Consider the following 20,385-nt stretch of genomic DNA (forward strand, 5'->3'; position numbering starts at 1 on the left):
CGGATCAGGCGGCCCTGGGTCGGCGCTCGACGATGTGGATATGGTCGGCGGCGAGCACGACCTCGCCCTTCTGGTTGATGACTTCGGTGCGTTCGACGACGCGGCCGACTTCGGCACGCTTCGGATCGTCTTCCTTCAAATGAATGGTGACCCGGGTGTGGATGGTGTCGCCGATGAAGACGGGACGAATGAACCGCAGGCGGTCGTAGCCATAGGAGAAGGCAGCCGGGTTGATGACGCTGGCGGTCAGGCCGATGCCGATGGAAAAGACCATCGTGCCATGGGCGATGCGCTGGCCGAACGGCGTGGTCCTGGCGAATTCGGCATCCATGTGATGCGGGAAGAAATCGCCGGTATGGCCGGCATGGACGATGAAATCCGTCTCGGTGATGGTGCGGCCCGTCGTCAGGCGCTGTGCGCCGACTTCGTAGTCCTCAAAATATCTCAGCTGTTCCATCGCGATCGTCCTTACTGCGGTAGTGTCTCGAGCGCGGTCGCAGGTGCCGCGTTCGACTGGTAGAGCGCCTCGACGAGCGCCATGGTCTTCCAGGCGTCCTCGACCGACGAGACGAGTTCGGCATCCTCGCCGGAGGCGTAGCGCTGCAGGTTGGCCATGCGGCCGACGAAGGCATCGGGGAACCAAGTGCCTTCCAGCGGCACGGTTACCCAGTCGCTGCCGCCCTTCGGGTAAATCTCCAGGATATCAGGCTCGCCGCGCGGATAATCGAGATTGACGCCGAGCTGGACATAAGCTGCACCTTCTGTGCCGCACACACGGAATTCGCAGGCCTGATGCCTGCGGCCGAACTTATGGTCGTGGTTGATCGAGACGGCGCAGCGTACCCGGTCGCCATAGTCGAGGATCGCGGTGGTGCGGGTCTGCGCCATCTTGTGGTTCGGGTGGCCGATCGACTTTGCATGCACACCCTCCGGATCGCCGAGTATCTGCCGGATCAGGTCGAGATAATGGATCGAGTGCATGGCGATCTCGATGCGCGGCAGTCCCTCGAGGAAGGCCCAGAGCTGCCATGGCGTATCGAGCGCCAGATAGACGTCGAAATCGACGACCTCGCCGAGCAATCCCTTGGCGATGGCATCCTTCAGCGCCAGCATCATCGGCGCGAAGCGGAGCTGGAAGTTCACGGCCGCCTTAAGGTTTTTGGCCCGGCAGATCTTCAGGATTTCGGTCGCGGCCGCAAGATCCGAACCCATCGGCTTCTGGATCAGCACCGGTGCGCCATCCGGCAGGGCGGACAGCACTTTTGCATGGGCTGCCGGCGGGGTGGCGAGATCGAAGATGGCGTTCTCCACTGCCGCCGCTTCCTCGACGGAGGCATAGGCCGTGACACCCCATTTGTCGGCAAGCGCCTTCGCCTTTTCGTAATCCGGATCGTAGAGCCCGGCGACGGGGAACCCGCCCTTGGCATAGGCGGGAAAATGCGCGTCGCTGACGATGGAGCCGGCGCCGAAGGTGACGATCGGGCGCGGCTTTGCCGGCCGCGGCCAGGACTGGGAAAGGGATTTCGGGTCGAAGGTCATAAGCTTTTTCCCCAAGCCGGCGCTGCGTTACGCATGAAAGAATACCTCCTCCATCGACGCCCACCACTCACCATCCTTGCGGCTATCAAGGGGCTGCTGGCAGGGCATGCAGACGGCCCACCATTCCTGGGTCTTCGGGTCGGCGGCCATCTTCGCCATGTCGGCTTGGTAATCGGTGCCGTGATATTCGAAGAAGGAGAAGAGCAGGTTCTCCGGCTCCTTCAGGAAAATCGAGTAGTTCCGGATGTTGCAGGCGGAAATCATCGCCAGCACCTCGGGCCAGACGGCCGCGTGCAGGCGCTTGTATTCCTCGAGCTTTTCCGGCCTCACGCCGATCACCATGCCGATGCGCTGCATAGTCGTTTCCTCCTTACCGGATCTCGCGGTCGAATTCTGTGATCCGGCGGCCGTCGATGGCGTCCCAGTCCCACGCAATGCCGAGGCCGGGCGTCTCGGGCGCGAGCGCCATGCCGTCTTCGATCCTCAGGCGCGAGGTGGTGATGTCGTCGAGCTGGGGGATGTATTCGACATACTTGCCGTTCGGCACGGCGCAGGTCAGGCTGACATGCAGTTCCATCAGGAAGTGCGGGCAGACCGGCATGTCGAAGGCTTCGGCCGCATGCGCCACCTTGAGCCAGGGGGTGATGCCGCCGATACGGCCGGCATCCACCTGCACGATGGAGCATGCCCCTTTCTGCATGTACTCGCGGAAGTGACGGATCGAATAGAGCGACTCGCCGACAGCGACCGGCGTTGCGGTCGAACGATTAAGCCTGACGTGACCGTCGATATCGTCGGCCGGGAGCGGTTCCTCCAGCCAGGCGAGATCGAGTTCCCTCAACCGTTCGGCGCGGCGGATCACCTCGTCGACGGCGAAGCCCTGATTGGCATCGGTCATGATCTCATAGGCATCGCCGACGGCCTTGCGAACGGCCGAGAGGCGGGCGAAATCCTCGGAACCGCTGGGCTTGCCGATCTTCACCTTTGAGCCACTGAAGCCCCTCGATCTCGCGTCCAGCGCATCCTCGACCAGCGCCTCGGTCGGAATATGCAGCCAGCCGCCTTCCGTGGTGTAGAGCGGGCAGCGATCCCTGGCGCCGCCTGCGAGCTTCCACAGCGGCAGCCCCTGCTTGCGGGCGCGAAGATCCCAGAGAGCCGTGTCGATGGCCGCAAGCGCAATCGAGGTGATCGCGCCGATGGTGGTCGCATGGGTGGCGAATTCCAGTTCATGCCAGATCGCCTCGATCCGGTCGGCGTCGCGGCCGATCAGGCGGGGGCTAAGATGATCGGCGAGAAGCCGCATGACGGAGGAGCCGCCGGTGCCGATGGTGTAGCTGTAGCCGGTGCCCATGGCGCCATCACTGTCGGTGATGGTGACGAGCGGGGTTTCCTGGCTGACGAAACTCTGGATCGCATCCGTGCGCTCGACCTTCGGGCGAAGGTCGACCATTTTCAGCTCTATACGTTCGATCCGTGCCATGTCAGCCTCTCAGGGTCCTGCCGGTTTCCCGGTCGAACATGTGGGCCTGAGAAAGGTCGAGCGAGAAGGAGAGGCTTTCGCCGCTCTTCAGCGCGCGCGGGTTCAGCATGCGGCTCACCCATTCGCTGCCGCCCAGTTCGGCGAAAACCAGCGTCTCGTTGCCGAGCGGTTCGGTGATCGTCACCTTGAGGTCGGTCCTGTAGACGTCGGTTTCCTCCCCGGAATGGATGCCGTGACCCGTGGGATAGATGTCGTCGGGGCGAAGGCCGAAGGTGACCTTCCGGCCGGCGCTGACACGCGAGGCGAACTGCTGCGGCAGAGGCAGGCTGTCGCCATTGGCGAAGACGACGCGGCCGTCGGCGATTTCGGCGTCCTTGAGGTTCATCGGCGGCGAACCGATGAAGCCGGCAACGAACTTCGAATTCGGGCGCTGGAACACTTCCTCCGGCGTGCCGACCTGTTCGATATAACCGTCACGCATGATGACGATGCGGTCGGCAAGCGTCATCGCCTCGACCTGGTCATGGGTGACGTAGATCACCGTCGATTGCACCTTGGCGTGCAGCTTCTTGATCTCGGTGCGCATCTGGGTTCTGAGCTTGGCGTCGAGGTTCGACAGCGGTTCGTCGAACAGGAAGACGTCCGGATCGCGCACGATGGCGCGGCCCATGGCGACCCGCTGGCGCTGGCCACCGGACAGTTGCGATGGACGACGGTCGAGAAGGGCGGTCAGGTCCAGGGTGCGGGCCGCTTCCTCGACACGGGGGGCGATGTCCTCCGGCTTCATGCCGGCGATTTTCAGCGAGAAGCCCATGTTTTCGCGCACGGTCATGTGCGGGTAGAGGGCATAGGACTGGAACACCATGGCGAGATTGCGGGCGCGAGGCGGCAGGTCGTTGACCACGCGGCCGCCGATCTTGAGGTTGCCGCCGGAGATCGGCTCCAGGCCGGCGATCATGCGCAGCGTCGTCGACTTGCCGCAGCCGGAGGGGCCGACAAGCGCGATGAATTCGCGGTCCGCCACTTCGAGGTCGATGCCATGCACCACTTCGAGCGCGCCATAGCGCTTGACCAGCTTTTCAAGGGAAACGGTTGCCATGGTCTATCCTTTGACTGCGCCGGAGGTAAGGCCGGATACGAGGTGTTTCTGCACGATGAAGGTCAGCACGAGCGCCGGGATAATCATCACGACGGCGAGCGCGCACATGCCGCGCCAGTCGATGGTGAATTCCGCGGTGTAGTCGAGCAGGCCGACGGGCAGGGTCTTGGAGGTGACGGAACGGGTGAGCTGCGAGGCAAGCGCGAACTCGTTCCAAGAGGTGAGGAAGGCGAAGATGCCGGCGGACGCGATGCCGGGCCCGGCAAGGGGGAATTCCACCTGCCAGAAGGCCTGCCAGCGGGTGCAGCCGTCGATCTGTGCGGCTTCGGCGAGATCCTTCGGCACCTGACGGAAGAAGCCGTCGATCAGCCAGATGGTGAAGGGCACGTTCAGCGCGACATAGGCGAGGATCAGGCCGAAATGGCTGTCGATGATGCCGAGTTTCGAATAGACGAAGAAGAGCGGCAGGGAGAGCGCGATGCCGGGCACGGTGCGGGTCAGCATCAGGCCGAGGAAGATGCCGGACTTGCCCTTGAAGCGGTAGCGCGCGAAGGCATAGCCGCCGGCCATGCCGATGGCGAGCGAGACGACCGTCGAGGTGATCGAGACAATCAGAGAGTTGCGGAAGTATTCGATGACCGGAATGCCGCCCTGGCCGATGCCGGAGAACATGGCGATATAGGCATCGAGGGAAAGATCCTGGGGTATCCAAACCGGAGGCTTCGCCATGATTTCCACCGTCGGGCGGAAAGAGGCGAGCACGATCCAGAGGCCGGGAAGGCAGATGACGGTCATCGCCAGGAAGAGGGTGACCTTATGGGCAAGCGAAAGCAGCGTGGCCTTGAAGCGGTGTTGTGCGTTCTCGTTCATCTCACCACTCCGCAGCGATCTGGGTGCGGGCTGCCGCCAGCTTCCGGTAGAAATAGACGGTGAAGAGGATCGACAGCAGGATGGCGAAATAGGCCATGGCATTGGCGAGCCCCATGCGGGCGTCGGAATAGGCGGTGCGGGCGACGAGCGTCCAGAGAAGTTCCGTGCGCTTGGCCGGGCCGCCATCGGTCATGATCTTGACGATATCGTAGGCACGGGCGACGTCCAGCGAGCGGATCGTCATGGCGATATAGGCAAAGGGCATGATGAAGGGCCAGGTGACGTAGCGGAAGGTCTGGAAGGGCGTGCAGCCATCGACCCGGGCGGCCTCGATCGGTTCCTTCGGCATGGCGAGCAGGCCGGCGAGGATCAGGATGGCGAAGACCGAGGTGGACGACCAGATTTCGGCGGTCAGGATCGCCCAGAAGGCGAGCTGTCCGTCGATCAGCCACGGGATCGCCTGATCGGTGAGGCCGAGCGACTGCAGCGCATTGTTAATCAGGCCGATATTGTCGTTGAACATGAACTTGAACTGGAAGCCGACGAGGATCGGCGAGAACATCATCGGAAACATCATGACGGTTCTGAGGATGCGCTGACCCTGCGTCGCCTTCTCGACCAGCATGGCGAGGCCGAGGCCGAGCAGCATTTCGAGGTTAAGCGCGACGGTGAGCAGGAGGACGGTGCGGCCGAAGGCGCTCCAGAACTCCAGATCGGTCAGGATGCGCTGATAATTGCGGAAGCCGACCAGCGTGTAGAGCGATGCCGGCTGGGTGAGCCGGAAAGCGGTAAAGCTCGAATACAGCGACAGCAGAAGAGGGATGACGACGACGGCTGCCAGGACGATGAATGCGGGCAGCAGAAGCAGGACGGGTGCCGGTGGTCTCCAGCCTTTCATGAAATGCCTCTCCTGTATGCTTTAATAGACGTGGTCCGGATGACGGCGCGGCGGAGCTTTGCATCGTGCGAGATCCCCGCTGTGTTCCGACTGCCTGTTGATTGGGCCTTGCCCCTCATCCGCCTGCCAGCACCTTCTCCCCCCGCAGGCGGGGAGAAGGAACAGGCTGCGACCTGTCCGTTTCCTCTCCCCGCTTGCGGGGAGAGGGGCAGGGCGAGGGGCAATTCCATCCCGCGTGCGAGCCTTACAGCGCGCCGGCGTCCTCAAGGATTTCGGTCGCCTTCTTCGCGGCTGCGTCGAGGGCGTCCTTGGAGGACTTGTCGCCGAGGATGGCGGCCTGCAGTTCCGGATAGACGGCGTTGGAGATCTCGATCCACGACGGCGTCTGCGGAACGGCGAAGGCATGCTTGGCCGCTTCCTGGAAGGCGCTCAGAACCTCCTTCTTGTAAGGATCGCTCTCGGCCTGCTTGATGTCCCAATCCCAGACGGCGGTGCGCGTCGGCAGCGGGCCTGCGGCGGCCTCGAGCTTCTGGCTGTCCTCGTTGGTGAGGAACCAGACGAGCGAAGCGGCGGCTTCCTTGTTGGCGCAACTCTCGGTGACCGAGAAACCATGGTGGCCGGACCAGCCGGTGCGCTTGCCGGAAGAGCCCGCCGGCTGCACCTTCACGCCGACATTGCCGGCGACCTTGGACGACTTCGGGTCGTTGAAGAAGGATGCCCAGCCAGGCCAGTCGAGATTGACCGCGATGGTGCCGGAAGCGAAACCCTGGCCGAGATCATCCCAGAGATAGTTGGTGGTGCCGGCCGGAACGGCCTTGGCCTTGTAGAGATTGACGAACCAGTCGAGCGCGCGAACGCCGGCCTCGGAATTGAAAGCCGGCTTGCCGTCCTTGTCGAGGTATTCGCCGCCTTCGGCCACCAGCATTTCGAAGAAGCGGCCGTTGATCGCCTCTTCCTTGCCGGCGAACTGCGTGCCGTAGAAATCCGGCGGGCTTGCGAAGAAGATCGCCTGATCGGTGACCTGCTGCCAGGTATCCGGCGGCGCGAGCTCGTAGCCGTATTTTTCCTTGAAGGCCTTCTTCTTCGCTTCGTCCTGATAGAGGCTCTTCTGGTAGTAAAGCGCCGAGACGTCGAACTGGGCGCGCGGCAGCATGACCAGCTTGCCATCGAGCGTCGAGGCCTTGATATTCGCCGGAACGAAGGCGTCGATCTCTTCCTTGGGCAGGAGCGCGGAGAGATCGGTGTAGATATCGGGATACTGGGGAGCGAAGGAGGAGTGGTTGGAACCGACGCACCAGGAAATGTTTCCGGTGGCGATGTCCGACTTGATCTCCTTGTCGAGCTCGAAATGGTTCTTCTTGGAAATGACGTTGACCTTGGCGCCCGTCGCCTTCTCCCATTCGGCAATGCGGGCATAAAGGGCTTCGTACTGCTGACCGCCGATCAGCTTGGCATCGATGGAGACGCCTTCGAACTTGCCAGGCAGGTCGGCCGCGAAGACCGCGCCCGCCCACGCACATAGTATTGCGCCGGCTGCGACGCCGGTCCAAAATTTCGACATTTTCTCCTCCCATTCGGCTTGCGCCTCAGCCCTCACCCATGAGAGCTTCATTCATATACAAACCATTTATTTATGATGCGTCAAGCTGAAAGTGTTGCGGAGGCCTGTTTCTGCGTATATGAATGAATCTATTCATAGGGGAGGGCGTGGTGACCGAAGACGACAATGACCGCTATCGCGCGCCGGCGCTGGACAAGGGGCTGGATATTCTCGAGCTTCTGGCGGCCGTCGATGGCGGGCTGACACAGGCCGAAATCTCCAAACGCCTCGACCGCAGCCCCAACGAGTTCTACCGCATGCTCGACCGGCTGGTGAAGCGCGGTTACGTGACCCGCATCGACGGGGACCGCTTTGCATTGACGCTGAAGCTTTTCGGGCTGGCCCAGCTTCATGCGCCGGTGCGTCGGCTCGTTTCCTTCGCCGTGCCGCTGATGCGCGAGTTGGCGGAGGCGTCCCGCCAGGCGAACCAACTCGTCGTCTTCGACCGGGGCTATCCGGTGGTCATCGCTCAGCAGGAAGCGCCTGGTTACTGGGGCATTTCCATTCGCGTCGGCTCGCGGATCAGCCTGTTCGACACCGGTTCCGGCCATGTGCTGCTCGCCTTCCACACGAAGGAGGAGCGCGAGATGATGATCGCCGAAAACCTCGGCAGCAGCGGCGACCACAACAAGGTCACGCCGGAATTCCTCTCGCGGCTCGACCAGATCCGTGCGCGGGGCTACGAGATGATGCCGAGCGCGCAGACGGCGGGCGTCATCAACCTTTCCGCCCCCGTTCTGGGGGCGGACGGCAAGGTGATCGCATCGCTGACGGTGCCCTATATCACGCTGATAAACACACCCGGCGCGCCGGATATCACCAACACCATTCACCTTCTGCTGGAGACGACCCGCAAGCTTTCGGAGATGACCGGTTCCGGCTTCAAGGCTGAGGGTTAGTGGCTTAAAAATTCGTATTTGAATAGCTGATTTTTCTGTGGCAGGTTCTTCCGTGATTTCGTGGAGGAGGCCCGGATGATCGTCGACACCCATCTGCACCTGATCTACCGGGCGCAGCTTTCCTATCCGTGGCTGGCCGGCGTGCCGCCGCTCGATGCCGATTTCACCTATGACACCTATCTGCAGGAGGCCCGCCGTCTCGGAATTTCGGCGAGCCTGCACATGGAAGTGGACGTGGCGGAGGAGGACATCGAGGCCGAAACGGCGATGATCGAGCGCCTTGCCACCACCGAGGGAAGCCAGCTTGCCGGGGCGATTGCCGCCTGTCGGCCCGAATCGGCGGATTTCCCCGCCTATCTCGAGCGGGTGCGCGGCAATCGCTTCGTGCGAGGGTTTCGCCGCGTGCTGCATGTGATGCCGGACGATCTTTCCGAAGGCGCGCTGTTTCGCGAGAATATCCGGCGTCTCTCAGGTACCGGGCTGGTTTTCGACATCTGCGTTCTGCCGCATCAACTGGACAAGGCCGCGGCGCTTGCCGATCTCGCTCCGGATGTCTCTTTCGTGCTCGATCATTGCGGCGTGCCCGACATCAAGGGCGGCGGCTTTGCCGTGTGGAAGGGGCCGGTTGCGGAGCTTGCGCGCAGAGCGAATGTGACGGTCAAACTGTCCGGCCTGCCGGCCTATGGAGCGGAGAGCTGGACGCTGGAAGACCTGAAACCTTACTTCGCCCATGTGGCGGAAAGCTTCGGCTTCGACCGCATGGTCTGGGGCAGCGACTGGCCCGTCTGCACGCTGGGTGGCGGTCTCTCGACCTGGGTGGGCGCGACCCATGCCCTGCTTTCCGGCGTCAGCCCCGATGAGAAGGCACGGGTTCTCTCGGGAAATGCCCGCACGCTCTGGAAGATCTGACCTTATCCGGCCGAAATCCGCCCCAAATTCGGGTCAGGCGGCGCGAGGGGCAAACAGGATGACGGCGGCGCCGGCAAGCGCCAGCAGCGAGCCGGTAACGTCCCAGCGATCCGGTATCTGCCCCTCGATCAGCCACAGCCACACCAGCGAGGCGAGGATATAGACGCCGCCATAGGCGGCATAGGCGCGGCCCGCGGCTTCGCTCGGCACCAGCGTCAGCAGCGAGGCGAAGGCGATGAGAAGGACCGTACCCGGCGCCAGCCAGACGATGGATTTCGACAGTTTCAACCAGGCCCAGAAGGTAAAACAGCCGGCGATTTCGCAGAAGGCGGCAGCGGCGTAAATGGCGCCGGTGGACAAGATCGGATGCATTGATGTCACCATGAAACGAACCCGTTCATGGTGACATCGATGGAGTTGCCGATCCAGAGTGCGGCTCCGGGCTATCCCCGGAAACTCTTCACGAAGCCGTCATTCAGTTGCCCGATCGCCGTGTCGATGGACATCGCGCCGGTGACCGCGTTGTTGACGATATGGGACGCTTCTTCCTGGAACGGCATGTAGCCGTCATGCCGGGGCCGGAGCCACGCGCCCTCCAGCGTGCGGCGGGTGGCGCGGTAGAAGTCGAGCGTGGCGGCATTTGCACCATCGTCTTCCCACCCGGCGGCATGGCCGGGCTGGCCTCCCGAGCGCCAGTAGCCGTCCGCCTGCACCGGACCTCCCGCGATCCAGTAGGCGAAATCGATTGCGGCCTGCCGGTTCTTGGAAAAGGCCGAAACCGCGATGCCGGTGCCGCCCAGCGCGGAGCCTCTGGGGTCGCTGCCTGAGACGGTTGGCATGTCGGCAAAGGCGATGCGGGCGGGGCGGAAGCCGGCCAGCGAATAGCTGACATAGCCGTAGATGAGCGGTGAGGCGGCAACGGGTGAGTTTGTGTCGCCCATGGTGTCAAGGACTGCGATGGGGTCCATTGTCAGGCAGGCCGGATCGATCAGGCTCGCCAGTTCACGGATCATTTCCAGCGCTTTGCTGCCGGTCTCGCGGTCTGCAAAGGGCGTGTCCCTGTCGACGGAGCAGGGGCGTCCGAGCTGGCCGCAAAGGGTGAAGAAGCTCATCAGCGAATGGGGCGGGCGTAGCGGCAGGAGCACGGCGCCGCGACGGGCCAGATGCAGCACGTCTTCCCATTTGGCCGGCGGAGCCTCCAGCCGGTCGGGCCGCCATGCGAGCACCTGCGTTGCGGCGTCGATGGGGAAGGCCCATTGATGGCCCTGCCAGTGGTAGCTCGGGAAGGAGGCGCCAACCGAGCCTGCCGCCAACGCCTCGAATTCGGCCTGCCGCTCCGGCCGGTCCAGCGGGGCGAGGCAGTTCTCCGCGGTGATCTGCCCGACATGGGGGTGATCGATGACGATCAGGTCGTAGCTGCGGGCAAGTTCCTCCACCGGAAAGCTCTCGAAATCCTGCAGAGACCGCTTGTTCCACTCGACCGTCACGCCGGTTTTTTCCAGCCAGTCGGCGGAGCAGGCCACCATCGGGTCGTAGCCGCGGGGATGGCTCCAGGTCATGCCCTTCAGGGTGATGGCCATCAGGCGAACTCCGCCCTGATCTTCGCCGTGTGTTCCCCGACCAGCGGCGCCCCGCGGCCGCCATGGGGACGCTTGCCGTCGATGCGAACCGGGCAGCGGGTGGTGCCGATCGCGACATCGTCCTCGCGTGTGACCGTCTGCAGCATGTCGAGCAGGCGGAAACCCTCGCTCTCCAGAAGCTCCGGCCATTCCATGACCTTCGAGCACCAGATGTCGGCGGGTTCGAGAATGGCGAGCCAGTGTTCCACGGTCTCGGTCGCGATGCGGTCGGCGATGATCCTCTTGATCTCGTCGCGGCGGGTGAACCACGATTTCGGATCGTCGCGGAAGGGGGCCAAGGCGTCGATGCCGAGAAGATCCTGCAGGCGGCCGATCGGGGTCATGGCGATGGCGAGATAGCCGTCCTTGGCCGGATAGACGCCGTAGGGCGCGGAGAGATAGGCGTTGGCATTGCGGAAGGAGGCGCGCTTCGGAAGGCGGCGTCCGTCGTTCAGGTGGGTGGTCAGAAGCTCGAACTGGAGATCGACAAGGCTTTCCAGAAGGCTGGTCTGCACATGCGCGCCCTTGCCCGAAACGCCGCGGCGCACGAGGGCGGCGAGGATGGCCTGGCAGGTATTGGCGCCGGCCAGCATGTCGGCGATGGAGAGGCCAAGCGGCACCGGTCCCTGGCCCTCGTCGCCGTTCAGCCACATCACGCCGGAGCGGGCTTGCGCAAGCAGGTCCTGGCCCGGACGCATGACCCAAGGTCCCTCTTCGCCATAGCCGCTGATCGAGGCATAGACGATCCTCGGATTGATGGCCTTCACCGCCTGGTAGTCGAGCCCGAGGCGTTCGATCACACCGGGGCGGAAGTTTTGGATCATGACATCCGCGCTGCCGAGCAGCTTGCGCAGGAAGGCAAGATCCTCAGGGTTCTTCAGGTCGATCCCGAGGCTCTCCTTGCCGCGGTTGATGGCATGGAAGAGCGTGGAATCGCCGCCGACCTCGGTATCCGAGAGATAGAGGCGACGGGAAAGATCACCGCCATCCGGCCGCTCGATCTTGATGACGCGCGCGCCGAGGTCGAGCAGGCGGAGCGAACAGTAAGGCCCCGACAGGAACTGGCTCATATCGATCACGGTCAGCCCCCCGAGCAGCGGGCCTGCTTCATCCTGCATGTCAATCTCCTCCCAGACGCCGGACGCATGAATGACGACCCAATATCGTCGCAATTCTTATTTGAATTTATCTTTCACATATGGGTATTCCTTGCAAGCCCGATTTTGCGCCCTCCGTCATCGGGGCGCTCGGGGGCGCCGCCCCGGCCGGTCGGCCGGGCCGGGGATCACGCTTGCAGCGCGGTGCCATGAGGGGTCAGGCCGCCGCTTCGGCGATCAGCTTTTTCAGATAGGCCTGGGTGGTGAAGATCAGCGCTTCCACGCTCTCGGCGGCAACGGCGGTGTCACCGAGCGCGAAGTTCTGCAGGATCAGCCCGTCGATCCCGATTAGCATGAAGCGGGTGACGGCATTGGCGATGCGGGTCCGTTCGGGCTCCGGTATGTCGCTGTTACGGAAGATGAACTGGCTGTAGAAATCGATGTAGGTGTTGTACTGCTTGGCGGCGAGCCATTCGGAACCCTGGGTCCGCAGGGCATAGATCGTCAGTTCGATCTGGGAAATTTCCCGGTTGGGGTTCTCGCCGATATAGCGCCAGATCAGCCGGATGAGCTGGGCAATACGGTCGTCCATGTCGGTGCTGTTCACCGAGCTGGTGTAGCGCGTGCCCATGTCTGTGACGAGATCTTCAAGGACCGCCAGCATCAGGCTTTCCTTGCTGTCGAAATAGTAGTGTAGCGTGGCGAGCTGCACGCCGGCGCGCGCCGCGATCTTGCGGGTGGTCAGCGATTCCATGCCTTCGCTTTCCACCGCCTCGATCGCGCCCCTGATGATGCGTGCGCGGGTTTCTATCCCCTTCTTCGTCGCACCGGGACTTCTTGCCGCGGGAGTTCCGGCCGCGGGAGTTCCGGCCGATTGTCTGCTGTCGTCTTTCATGTCCTCGTCAGGGTGCCTCGTAGGTGATGCGGCCGTCGCAGATGGTCGCCACCGGCTTGAGGGCTGCGATTTCTGTGGCCGGGCATGCTTCGATATCGCCGGAAAGAACGACGATATCGGCGAGGAAGCCTTCTTTCAACTTGCCCTTTCGGTCTTCCATGAATTCTACCCAGGCACTTGTGCGGGTATAGGCGGCAAGGGTTTCCATCAGGGAAAGGCGATGGTCGGGCATATCCTCAGCCCAGGGCTTGCGGGTCATCGCGTCGCCGATGCAGCTCAGGGGCGCAAGCGGCGAGACGGGCCAGTCGGTGGCGAAGACGATCTTCGCGCCGGCGTCTACCAGCGCCTTCCAGGCGAAGGCGTAGGGCCAGCGTTCGCGGCCGATATAGGTGAGGTAGGGTTCAAGCGGCAGGCCGGCCGAGCCCGGCGGATGGGTCGGCTGCATCGAGGCGACGGTGCCGAGCCTGGCAAAGCGCGGGATATCGTCGGGATGGACGACCTCGATATGCTCGATGCGGTTGCGGCTGTCGCGTTTGCCGTTCGCTTCGATGGCGGCCTCGTAGCCGTCGAGCACCATGCGGACCGCGCCGTCGCCGATCGCATGCACCGCGACCGGCAGGCCAAGCCTGTCGGCTTCGACCGCAATGGAATTGAAATGCCCGGCGGAAAACAGCGGCTCGCCCTTCCAGCCGGGCTTGTGGCTGTAGTCGTCGACGAAGACGGCGGTTTCGCCTTCCGTGACGCCATCCATGAACATCTTGACGAAGTTGCACCGCAGCTTGTCGGTGTCGAAACGTTTGCGCCAGACAGCCGCCTTTTCCTCCAGATGGGAGAGCGGCATGAAGTTCTTCATGTGGAACGGCATGCGGACGCGGACCGGTAGCCCCTCGGTGTCCTCGATCTCCTGCAGCATTTCGAGCTGGTAGAGGCTGCCGTCCATGTTCTGGAACGAGGTGATGCCGAGAGAGGCGCAATAGGCAAGGCCGCGCTTGATGACCGCGATGTCGCCGGCGCGTTCCTCCGGCGTCACGTGCTCCGGATCGCCGCCGGTTCCGACGCCCAATCCCTCACGGCCGCCCGTCGCGCTCATGCTGGAAACCGGACGAATGGCGTTGGTTTCGCGCAGTTCTCCCGTCGCCAGTCCGTTTTCGCCCATGACGATCTCGTTGCCGACGCCGACATCGCGGCCGTGCAGGATACCCGCCTTTTCCAGTGCAATCGTGTTCGCCCAGGCCGTGTGATGATCCGGCGAGAACATCAGGAAGGGGCGGTCGGGAACGATGCGGTCGAGATGGTGGCGGGTGACGCGCTCTTCCTCCGAAATCACGGTGTAGTCGGCATATTGCGCGACCAGCAGCGGAAGATCGGGACTGGCGGCGGCATAGGTCTGGATGGCGTTCTTCAGCGCCTCGAAACCCTGCACCTTGAAGAGGGAAAGTTCGCCCAGCCCGACCGAGCCGCCGAAGATATGCATGTGGGCTTCGTTGAAGCCGGGCAGGACGGTCGCGCCGCCGGCGTCGATGATCCGCGCGCCCGCCTTCGCGAGCGGCAGGATTTCGGCATTACCGCCGATGGCCAAGATCCTGTTTCCCGCAATGGCGATGGCTTCGGCCCGCGGGCTTTCGTCGTCCATGGTGAGGATGCGGGCATTGTGAATGATGAGGTCGGCTGTCTCGGTCATGGGTGGCTCGTCCGTTGAAATGGTCGGTCGGGGCGGGCTTCTGCCGCCCGGCTGGTGGGCGGCAGAAGCTGGTCAGGCCGCTTGATAGACGATGCGTCCGTCGCAGATCGTGGTCACCGCGCGAACGGTTGCCATTATCTCGTCGGCCGGGACGCGTTCGATATCGTGGGAGAGGATGACAACGTCGGCGAGGAAGCCGGGTTTCAGCTTGCCCTTTCGGTCTTCGGCAAATTCCACCCATGCGCCGATGGAGGTGTAGGCTTCGAGCGATTCCTCCAGCGTGAAGCGCTGATCGGGCAGCCCGTCCTTCCACGGCTTGCGGGTAAGCGCATCCTGGATGCACTGGAAGGGCGAGACCGGGGAGACCGGCCAGTCGGATGCGAAAACGACCGTCGCGCCAGCGTCCTTCATCGTCCGCCATGCATAGGCATAGGGCCAGCGATCCTCGCCGATCCTTGCCGTGGTCGGTTCGGGCGGGAAGCATGTGCCGCCCGGATAATGCACGGGCTGCATCGAGGCGACGACGCCGAGTTCCCTGAAGCGCGGGATATCGTCGGGATGGATCACCTCGATATGCTCGATGCGGTGGCGATGGTCCTGCTTGCCGTTTGCCTTGAGCGCAGCCTCAAAGCCGTCAAGCGTCTGGCGGATTGCGGCGCTGCCGATCGCATGCACGGCGATCTGCAGGCCCAGCCCGTCAGCCTTGATGGCGATGGCATCGAAAACTTCAGGCGTGAACAGTGGCTCGTAGGTATAACCCGGGCGATCACCATAACCATCGAGCATGTAGGCCGTCTGGCTGTCGATCACGCCATCCATGAACACCTTGACGAAATCGCCACGCAGCATGTCGGTGGCGAATTCCTTCTTCCATTCGGCGGCCTTGTCCAGCTCCGAAAGGTCCATGAAATTCTTCATGTGGAAGGGAATGCGGATGCGGACGGGCAATTCGCCGGACTGTTCCAGATCGCGCATGATGCGGAGCTGGTAGTGGTTGCCGTCGAAATTCTGGATCGAGGTGACGCCCCAGGAGGCGCAGTATTCGAGACCGTTCTTCAGGATGGCGCGGTCGAGCGCGTATTGCTCGGGCGTGACGTTTTCCGGGTCCATGCCGGTCACCATGCCGAGTTCTTCGCGGCCGCCTGTCGAGGCCAGCGCCGCGACGGGACCGAAGGCGTTGCCTTCGCGCAGTTCGCCGCTGGCCAGTCCGTCTTCACCCATCACCACTTCGTTGCCGACGCCGACATCCTTGCCGTTAAGCAGGCCCGCCTTTTCCAGCGCGGCAGTGTTGGCCCAGGCGGTGTGATGGTCGGGCGCGAACATCATGAAGGGACGGTCGGGGATGATGGCGTCGAGATGCTGGCGGGTGACCGGCTGGTTGAGGCCGATGATCGAATAGTCGGCGGAAAAGCCCATCAGAAGGGGCTCGTCCGGATTGGCGGCGGCATATTCCAGCATGGCAGCCTTCAGCGCCTCGAAGCCTTCGACGCCGTGGAGGTTGAGCTGGCGAAGAGAGACGGAGCCGGGGAAGATGTGCATATGGGCTTCGTTGAAGCCCGGCATCACCGTCGCGCCGCCGGCATCAACGATTTTCGTCGAAGCGGTGGCAAGGGCCTCGATCTCCGACGTGGTGCCAACGGCGAGAACCCTGTTGCCGGAAAGCGCGACGGCTTCCGCCTTCGGGCTGTCGCTGTCCATGGTGAGGACCCTGGCGTTCGTGATGATGATGTCTGCGGTTTTAGTCATGTCTTTTATCCAGATTGAGGCTTCAGGCCGCCGCACGGCACATGGCGCGGAAGAAGGCGAAGTTGTCGTGCTTCAGTTCGTCGTCCAGCGGGTTGGGTTGCGACGAGAGCTTGACGATGACGGTTTCGGTCGAGGGATCGACATAGAGCCATTGGCCGTGGATGCCGATTGCACAAAATGCGCCGTCGGCCTCGCCGGACTGGTACCACTTGCTGCGGTAGCGGCCGTTGGGCAGGAAGGTCGGGCCGGCCTGTTTCCAGGCTTCCGGATCGCCGGCAGTCTTCATGTCCTCGACCCATGCGGCGGGCACGACCTGCCGGCCACCCGCCGTGCCGCCATCGAGCAGCATCTGGCCGATACGGGCAAGATCGCGGGCCGTCACGCAGACGCCGCCGGCCGAACGCGCCGAACCTGCTGCATCGACGCTGACCAACGCATGGTTCTTCGCGCCGAGCGGCTTCCACAACAGGTCGGAGAAAAGGTCGGCATAGCGGCGGCCGCTGGCGCGCTCGATCAGGATGCCGAGCAGGTCGGAATTGGGCGAGGCATAGTAGAAGCGTCCGCCATGGGCGCGGTCGGCCTTCTTCAGCGTCAGCAGGAATTCCAGAAGGGTTTCGGTCGGTGTGCCGGCTTCTGCAGGATTCCACAGTGTCGCGCGGCGATAGCGGGCAAAGGCGCCCATCCTGTCGAGATAGGCTTCCTCGAAATCGAGGCTGACGCGCATGTCCAGCACGTCACGGAAGCTGCAGTCGCCGTAAACAGAACCTTTCGCCTCGGGGAGATAGTCGGTGACCGGGCGGTCAGGGTCGATTGCGCCTTGCCCTTCGAGGATGCCGGAGACGAGGGCGGTCAGCGATTTCGAGATGGAAAAGACGATATGGCGGGCATTGACGTGGCAATGCGGTGCGTAATGTTCGGCGATAATCCGCCCGCCCTTCATCATCACGAAGGCATCGGTATGGGCATAATCGAGAAAGGCGCGGGGCGTCTTTGCGTCGGCAATGCCGGTGTCCAGCGGTGCGTCCAGCAGGGGCGCGCTTTCAAGCGTCGTTTCCGGCTGCTCTGCCGTCGCGCGGATCTCTGCTGTCGGCACGATCTCGCGCAGGTTCTGGAAGCTCCAGCGGCTGAAAGGAGCGGTGCGCCAGTTGGCGAGCGTCACGTCGCGGCGCTCGAAGCCATGGGCACTGTTGAATTCCGTGGTCATGAAAAACACTTCCCTGAAACGGGAGAGCCGTGAAGGCTCCCCCGTCTTGATGCAGGCATCGATATGGACAGACTTACTTCTGAACTTCGGTCCAGATCTTGGTGTAGAGTTCCTGAACTTCCGGAGCGCAGGCGAGGTTGAACTTGCCGGCTGCCTTGGCCGAATCCGGAATGTTGACTTCAGGCGCGGTCTTCATGTCTTCCGGCATATAGGCTTCAGAACCCTTGATGCCGTTTGCATAGCGCGCGAAGGAGGAGATCATGGCGGCGTTCTGCGGGTCCATGATGAAGTTGAGGAAGAGCTTGGCGTTTTCAACGTTCTTGGCGTCCTTCAGGATGGTGGCGTTGTCCATCCAGATCGGGTAGCCTTCCTTGGGATAGCCGTAGACGATGTTCGGATTGGCGAGGCGGCCGCGGAAGGTGGCGCCATTCCAGTCGACCGAAGCGGCGAGGTCGCCCTTGGTGTATTTTTCGACCGTGCCGTAGTCCATGGAGATCCACTTCGGCTTGGCGGCGACCAGCAGGTCGCGGGCCTTCTTCAGAACGGTCAGGTCGCCGGTGCAGGGCTCGCCGCCGGCATAGGTGACGACCATGTGCATGACATCGGACATTTCCGGAACGACGTTGACCTTGCCGACCAGTTCCGGCGGCGGGTCGAGGAAGATCGCGGACGTGTTCGGGTCGCCGGAATAGACCGACTTGTCGACGGCGATGCCGGTCGTGCCCCACTGCCACGGAACCGAGTAGTGGCGGCCCGGATCGAACGGCACGTCAACCCACTGCGGATCGACGTTCTTGAAGTTCTCCATCTGGTCGGGACGGGATTCCAGCAGCAGCCCTTCGTTGATGAAGATCGGCAGGGCGCTGGCCGAGGGAACCACGATGTCGAAGCCATGGCCGCCCTGGCGGATCTTGGCGAGCGCGGTGTCGTTGCTGTCGTAGTCGGTGAGCGTGACCTTGACCTTGTAGGTCTCCTCGAACTTCTTGATGAGTTCGGGGTTGGTGTAGTTGCCCCAGTTGTAGATGTTGAGTTCGCCTTCCGCGTGGGCGATCGCCGCGGAGGCCATCAGGGCCACCAGGCTGGCGGCAAGCTTCAGGGTATGCTTCATGGTTCCCACTCCTGTGTTCACTCGGTTTTTTCGTTGGGTCTGCTGAGGAAGAAGAAGATCGTGACAACCGCCAGCGACAGCAGCAGAAACACTGTCGAGATGGCATTCATCTCCGGCGTGATGGACCGGCGCAACTGGCCCAGCATGTAGGTCGGGAGGGTGTCCTGACCGCCGGATTTCACGAATTCCGTAATGACCACGTCATCGAGGGAGATGACGAAGGCAAGCATGAGGCCGGCCAGGATGCCCGGCCAGAGCAGGGGCAGCGTGATGTAGCGGAAGGCCTTGAACGGCGTCGCATAGAGATCGGCGGCGGCGCGCTCCAGCGAAAGATCCATGTTTTCGAGGCGCGCCCTGATCGGAAGGTAGGCGAACGGCACGCAGAAAGCCGTATGCGCAATGATGAGATAGCCGAGGCCGGAATAGCCGGTCCAGACCTTGATGCGCGAGAAGAGGATGAGCAGCGCCACCGCGGTGACGATTTCCGGCACCATCAGCGGCATGTTGATGAAGGAATATTTGAAGGTGAGGCCGCGATAGGCCTCCGTCCGGGTCGTGGCGATGGCCGCAAGCGTGGCGACGGCGGTCGCGATCACGGCGGCGAAGGTGGCGATCTCGACCGAGCGGATCGAGGCCTCTATCACTTGGGTATTGTTCCAGGCCGCCGCGAACCACTGGAGCGAGAACCCTTCCCATCGGGCGATGGACGAACCTGAGTTGAAGGCATAGACGACCAGCGTGGCGATCGGCAGATAGAGGATGAAGAAGCAGAGCATCGCGATGGTGGCGAAGCCCGGCTGTACCCGGATATCGAAGCGATTACGCATGGCCGCCTCCCGTCTTTCCGGCGTTCTTCACGTAGTAGAGCATGGCGGCGAGCACGATGATGACCAGCGTGATCGACAGCGAGGCGCCGAGCGGCCAGTTGCGGCCCTGGCCGAACTGCAGCTCGATCAGGTTGCCGATCATCAGGTTCTTGCCGCCGCCGAGGATGCGCGGGATGACGTAGGACGACAGCGCCGGGATGAAGACGAGGATCGAACCGGCGATGATGCCGGGCTTCACCAGCGGAATGATGATGCGTCGCAACACCTGGAAGCGCGTTGCATAGAGATCGTAACCGGCCTCGACGAGACGGAAATCCAGCTTTTCCATGCTGGCATAAAGCGGCAGTACCATCAGCGGCAGGTGCACATAGGCCATGCCGAGCAGGATGGCGAAGTCGGTGTAGAGCATCTGGATCGGCGCGGAGATTACCCCGAGCTTCATCAGGACCGTGTTCACCAGGCCTTCGTTGCGGATCATTTCCTGAATGGCGAAACCGCGGATCAGCATGTTGGTCCAGAAGGGAATGGTAATCAGGAACAGCCAGACCTGACGATAACTCGCCGGCCGGCTGGCAATGAAGTAGGCGGTCGGGAAGCCGAGGATCAGCGACAGGACCGTGGTCGCCAACGCCAGCTTGATCGAGCGCCAGAGAATGCTGACATGGGCATCGGCGAGGGACAGGGTGTTATCGAAGATGTCCCTTTGCAGGAACACGTTGAACCAGGCCTCGGTCGAGAATTCCCATTTCACATCGCCGTAATTGCCGGGGGCAAGGAAGGAATAGACGAGGACGATGAAGAGCGGGCCGACGCCGGCCAGACCGATAATCAGAAGCGCCGGGGCGCTGAGAAGCCAGCGGTTGCGGATATCCCGCCGTCTGGCATTTTCGGCTGCTTGCTGTGCTCCGCTCATC

The 20,385-nt window shown here is 62.8% G+C and carries 20 protein-coding genes; 2 read left to right on the forward strand and 18 right to left on the reverse strand.

What is annotated here, in order from left to right; translation table 11 throughout:
* Positions 1-4: 4 nt before the first annotated feature.
* From J5N58_RS04370 to J5N58_RS04405, 8 genes are all read right to left on the reverse strand, one after another.
* Positions 5-457: a MaoC/PaaZ C-terminal domain-containing protein gene (locus J5N58_RS04370; RefSeq protein WP_112829286.1), complete on the reverse strand. Its 453-nt coding sequence runs from the start codon at positions 455-457 to the stop codon at positions 5-7.
* Between the two features lie 11 nt (positions 458-468).
* A complete protein-coding gene (locus J5N58_RS04375; protein WP_112829287.1) occupies positions 469-1,539 on the reverse strand; it encodes a Gfo/Idh/MocA family protein in 1,071 nt (356 codons plus the stop codon).
* 27 nt (positions 1,540-1,566) lie between these two features.
* A complete protein-coding gene (locus tag J5N58_RS04380) occupies positions 1,567-1,896 on the reverse strand; it encodes an L-rhamnose mutarotase (protein ID WP_244709831.1) in 330 nt (109 codons plus the stop codon).
* A gap of 13 nt (positions 1,897-1,909) precedes the next feature.
* Positions 1,910-3,019 carry a mandelate racemase/muconate lactonizing enzyme family protein gene (locus J5N58_RS04385; protein ID WP_244709833.1) on the reverse strand — a complete coding sequence of 370 codons (1,110 nt, stop codon included), beginning with the start codon at positions 3,017-3,019 and terminating at the stop codon, positions 1,910-1,912.
* A gap of 1 nt (position 3,020) precedes the next feature.
* Positions 3,021-4,118 carry an ABC transporter ATP-binding protein gene (locus tag J5N58_RS04390; protein ID WP_113466435.1) on the reverse strand — a complete coding sequence of 366 codons (1,098 nt, stop codon included), beginning with the start codon at positions 4,116-4,118 and terminating at the stop codon, positions 3,021-3,023.
* Between the two features lie 3 nt (positions 4,119-4,121).
* Complete coding sequence (locus J5N58_RS04395) at positions 4,122-4,988, reverse strand: carbohydrate ABC transporter permease (protein ID WP_244709836.1); 867 nt, start codon at positions 4,986-4,988, stop codon at positions 4,122-4,124.
* Position 4,989: 1 nt separating this feature from the next.
* On the reverse strand, positions 4,990-5,886 hold the full coding sequence (locus J5N58_RS04400; protein ID WP_112829292.1) for a carbohydrate ABC transporter permease: 897 nt from the start codon (positions 5,884-5,886) through the stop codon (positions 4,990-4,992).
* Between the two features lie 244 nt (positions 5,887-6,130).
* Positions 6,131-7,447 (reverse strand): type 2 periplasmic-binding domain-containing protein, encoded by a 1,317-nt coding sequence (locus J5N58_RS04405; RefSeq protein ID WP_244709838.1) that lies wholly within the window; start codon positions 7,445-7,447, stop codon positions 6,131-6,133.
* A 149-nt stretch (positions 7,448-7,596) separates the two neighbouring features.
* Between J5N58_RS04405 and J5N58_RS04410 the strand changes: the two genes are divergently transcribed.
* Complete coding sequence (locus J5N58_RS04410) at positions 7,597-8,385, forward strand: IclR family transcriptional regulator (protein WP_113340836.1); 789 nt, start codon at positions 7,597-7,599, stop codon at positions 8,383-8,385.
* 75 nt (positions 8,386-8,460) lie between these two features.
* Positions 8,461-9,294 (forward strand): amidohydrolase family protein, encoded by an 834-nt coding sequence (locus J5N58_RS04415; protein WP_244709841.1) that lies wholly within the window; start codon positions 8,461-8,463, stop codon positions 9,292-9,294.
* A 33-nt stretch (positions 9,295-9,327) separates the two neighbouring features.
* Here the strand turns inward: J5N58_RS04415 and J5N58_RS04420 are convergent, their stop codons facing one another.
* The 10 genes from J5N58_RS04420 to J5N58_RS04465 all read right to left on the reverse strand — a co-directional run bounded on the left by J5N58_RS04420 (position 9,328) and on the right by J5N58_RS04465 (position 20,384).
* Positions 9,328-9,666, reverse strand: a complete 339-nt coding sequence (locus tag J5N58_RS04420) for a YnfA family protein (RefSeq protein WP_244709843.1) — start codon at positions 9,664-9,666, stop codon at positions 9,328-9,330.
* Between the two features lie 71 nt (positions 9,667-9,737).
* The gene (locus tag J5N58_RS04425) at positions 9,738-10,874 is read right to left on the reverse strand and encodes an ABC transporter substrate-binding protein (protein ID WP_113443312.1); all 1,137 of its coding nucleotides are present in this window, start codon (positions 10,872-10,874) and stop codon (positions 9,738-9,740) included.
* Complete coding sequence (locus J5N58_RS04430) at positions 10,874-12,031, reverse strand: CaiB/BaiF CoA transferase family protein (RefSeq protein ID WP_244709845.1); 1,158 nt, start codon at positions 12,029-12,031, stop codon at positions 10,874-10,876. Before J5N58_RS04430 ends, J5N58_RS04425 begins: the two co-directional genes overlap by 1 nt.
* Before the next feature lie 196 nt (positions 12,032-12,227).
* Positions 12,228-12,905 carry a TetR/AcrR family transcriptional regulator gene (locus J5N58_RS04435; RefSeq protein ID WP_113443310.1) on the reverse strand — a complete coding sequence of 226 codons (678 nt, stop codon included), beginning with the start codon at positions 12,903-12,905 and terminating at the stop codon, positions 12,228-12,230.
* 7 nt (positions 12,906-12,912) lie between these two features.
* Positions 12,913-14,586 carry an amidohydrolase gene (locus tag J5N58_RS04440; protein ID WP_244709847.1) on the reverse strand — a complete coding sequence of 558 codons (1,674 nt, stop codon included), beginning with the start codon at positions 14,584-14,586 and terminating at the stop codon, positions 12,913-12,915.
* A gap of 72 nt (positions 14,587-14,658) precedes the next feature.
* Positions 14,659-16,332: an amidohydrolase gene (locus J5N58_RS04445; protein ID WP_112829301.1), complete on the reverse strand. Its 1,674-nt coding sequence runs from the start codon at positions 16,330-16,332 to the stop codon at positions 14,659-14,661.
* Between the two features lie 22 nt (positions 16,333-16,354).
* Entirely contained in the window at positions 16,355-17,536 is a 1,182-nt protein-coding gene (locus tag J5N58_RS04450; protein WP_244709850.1) for a serine hydrolase domain-containing protein, read from the reverse strand.
* 73 nt (positions 17,537-17,609) lie between these two features.
* Positions 17,610-18,644: an extracellular solute-binding protein gene (locus tag J5N58_RS04455; RefSeq protein WP_113340828.1), complete on the reverse strand. Its 1,035-nt coding sequence runs from the start codon at positions 18,642-18,644 to the stop codon at positions 17,610-17,612.
* Positions 18,645-18,661: 17 nt separating this feature from the next.
* Positions 18,662-19,471, reverse strand: a complete 810-nt coding sequence (locus tag J5N58_RS04460; protein ID WP_113447718.1) for an ABC transporter permease — start codon at positions 19,469-19,471, stop codon at positions 18,662-18,664.
* Positions 19,464-20,384, reverse strand: coding sequence for an ABC transporter permease (locus tag J5N58_RS04465; protein WP_112829305.1), 921 nt, complete (start codon positions 20,382-20,384; stop codon positions 19,464-19,466). The genes J5N58_RS04460 and J5N58_RS04465 overlap by 8 nt, the downstream gene beginning before the upstream one ends.
* Position 20,385: the final 1 nt, after the last annotated feature.

It is taken from the genome of Paenirhizobium cremeum, assembly GCF_022884085.1.
GTDB lineage: Bacteria > Pseudomonadota > Alphaproteobacteria > Rhizobiales > Rhizobiaceae > Allorhizobium > Allorhizobium cremeum.

Coding starts and splice junctions, on each gene's coding strand:
- J5N58_RS04370 (WP_112829286.1), bottom strand. CDS start 457: ATGGAACAGCTGAGATATTTTGAGGACTACGAAGTCGGCGCACAGCGC.
- J5N58_RS04375 (WP_112829287.1), bottom strand. CDS start 1,539: ATGACCTTCGACCCGAAATCCCTTTCCCAGTCCTGGCCGCGGCCGGCA.
- J5N58_RS04380 (WP_244709831.1), bottom strand. CDS start 1,896: ATGCAGCGCATCGGCATGGTGATCGGCGTGAGGCCGGAAAAGCTCGAG.
- J5N58_RS04385 (WP_244709833.1), bottom strand. CDS start 3,019: ATGGCACGGATCGAACGTATAGAGCTGAAAATGGTCGACCTTCGCCCG.
- J5N58_RS04390 (WP_113466435.1), bottom strand. CDS start 4,118: ATGGCAACCGTTTCCCTTGAAAAGCTGGTCAAGCGCTATGGCGCGCTC.
- J5N58_RS04395 (WP_244709836.1), bottom strand. CDS start 4,988: ATGAACGAGAACGCACAACACCGCTTCAAGGCCACGCTGCTTTCGCTT.
- J5N58_RS04400 (WP_112829292.1), bottom strand. CDS start 5,886: ATGAAAGGCTGGAGACCACCGGCACCCGTCCTGCTTCTGCTGCCCGCA.
- J5N58_RS04405 (WP_244709838.1), bottom strand. CDS start 7,447: ATGTCGAAATTTTGGACCGGCGTCGCAGCCGGCGCAATACTATGTGCG.
- J5N58_RS04415 (WP_244709841.1), top strand. CDS start 8,461: ATGATCGTCGACACCCATCTGCACCTGATCTACCGGGCGCAGCTTTCC.
- J5N58_RS04420 (WP_244709843.1), bottom strand. CDS start 9,666: ATGCATCCGATCTTGTCCACCGGCGCCATTTACGCCGCTGCCGCCTTC.
- J5N58_RS04425 (WP_113443312.1), bottom strand. CDS start 10,874: ATGGCCATCACCCTGAAGGGCATGACCTGGAGCCATCCCCGCGGCTAC.
- J5N58_RS04430 (WP_244709845.1), bottom strand. CDS start 12,031: ATGCAGGATGAAGCAGGCCCGCTGCTCGGGGGGCTGACCGTGATCGAT.
- J5N58_RS04435 (WP_113443310.1), bottom strand. CDS start 12,905: ATGAAAGACGACAGCAGACAATCGGCCGGAACTCCCGCGGCCGGAACT.
- J5N58_RS04440 (WP_244709847.1), bottom strand. CDS start 14,586: ATGACCGAGACAGCCGACCTCATCATTCACAATGCCCGCATCCTCACC.
- J5N58_RS04445 (WP_112829301.1), bottom strand. CDS start 16,332: ATGACTAAAACCGCAGACATCATCATCACGAACGCCAGGGTCCTCACC.
- J5N58_RS04450 (WP_244709850.1), bottom strand. CDS start 17,536: ATGACCACGGAATTCAACAGTGCCCATGGCTTCGAGCGCCGCGACGTG.
- J5N58_RS04455 (WP_113340828.1), bottom strand. CDS start 18,644: ATGAAGCATACCCTGAAGCTTGCCGCCAGCCTGGTGGCCCTGATGGCC.
- J5N58_RS04460 (WP_113447718.1), bottom strand. CDS start 19,471: ATGCGTAATCGCTTCGATATCCGGGTACAGCCGGGCTTCGCCACCATC.
- J5N58_RS04465 (WP_112829305.1), bottom strand. CDS start 20,384: ATGAGCGGAGCACAGCAAGCAGCCGAAAATGCCAGACGGCGGGATATC.